This is a genomic window from Mycobacterium sp. IDUB_37 (assembly GCF_055419245.1).
In genome coordinates, this window is sequence record NZ_JBVAXG010000073.1 from 1 (window position 1) to 209 (window position 209).

Genomic DNA, 209 nt, shown 5'->3' on the forward strand with positions numbered 1-209 from the left:
GGTGCCGGTGGTGATGCGACCAGTCCGGGTCCGGGACCGGGCCACCTGGCGGGTTCGGGTGGCAAGGGTGGGGTCGGTGGGGCTGGCGGCAACCTCGGTGATGGTGGCACCGGCGGTGCCGGTGGTGCCGGGGCGATCGGCGCGGCGGGTGTGGACGGGGTCAACCCCGATGAAACGGGTGGCAATGGCGGAACGGGCGGGGCCGGTGG

The 209-nt window shown here is 75.1% G+C and carries 1 pseudogene; it reads left to right on the top strand.

Going from position 1 to position 209, the window contains the following annotated elements:
• Nucleotides 1-209 (top strand): annotated as a pseudogene (locus ACZY1I_RS32370) (PE family protein); the annotation flags it as partial.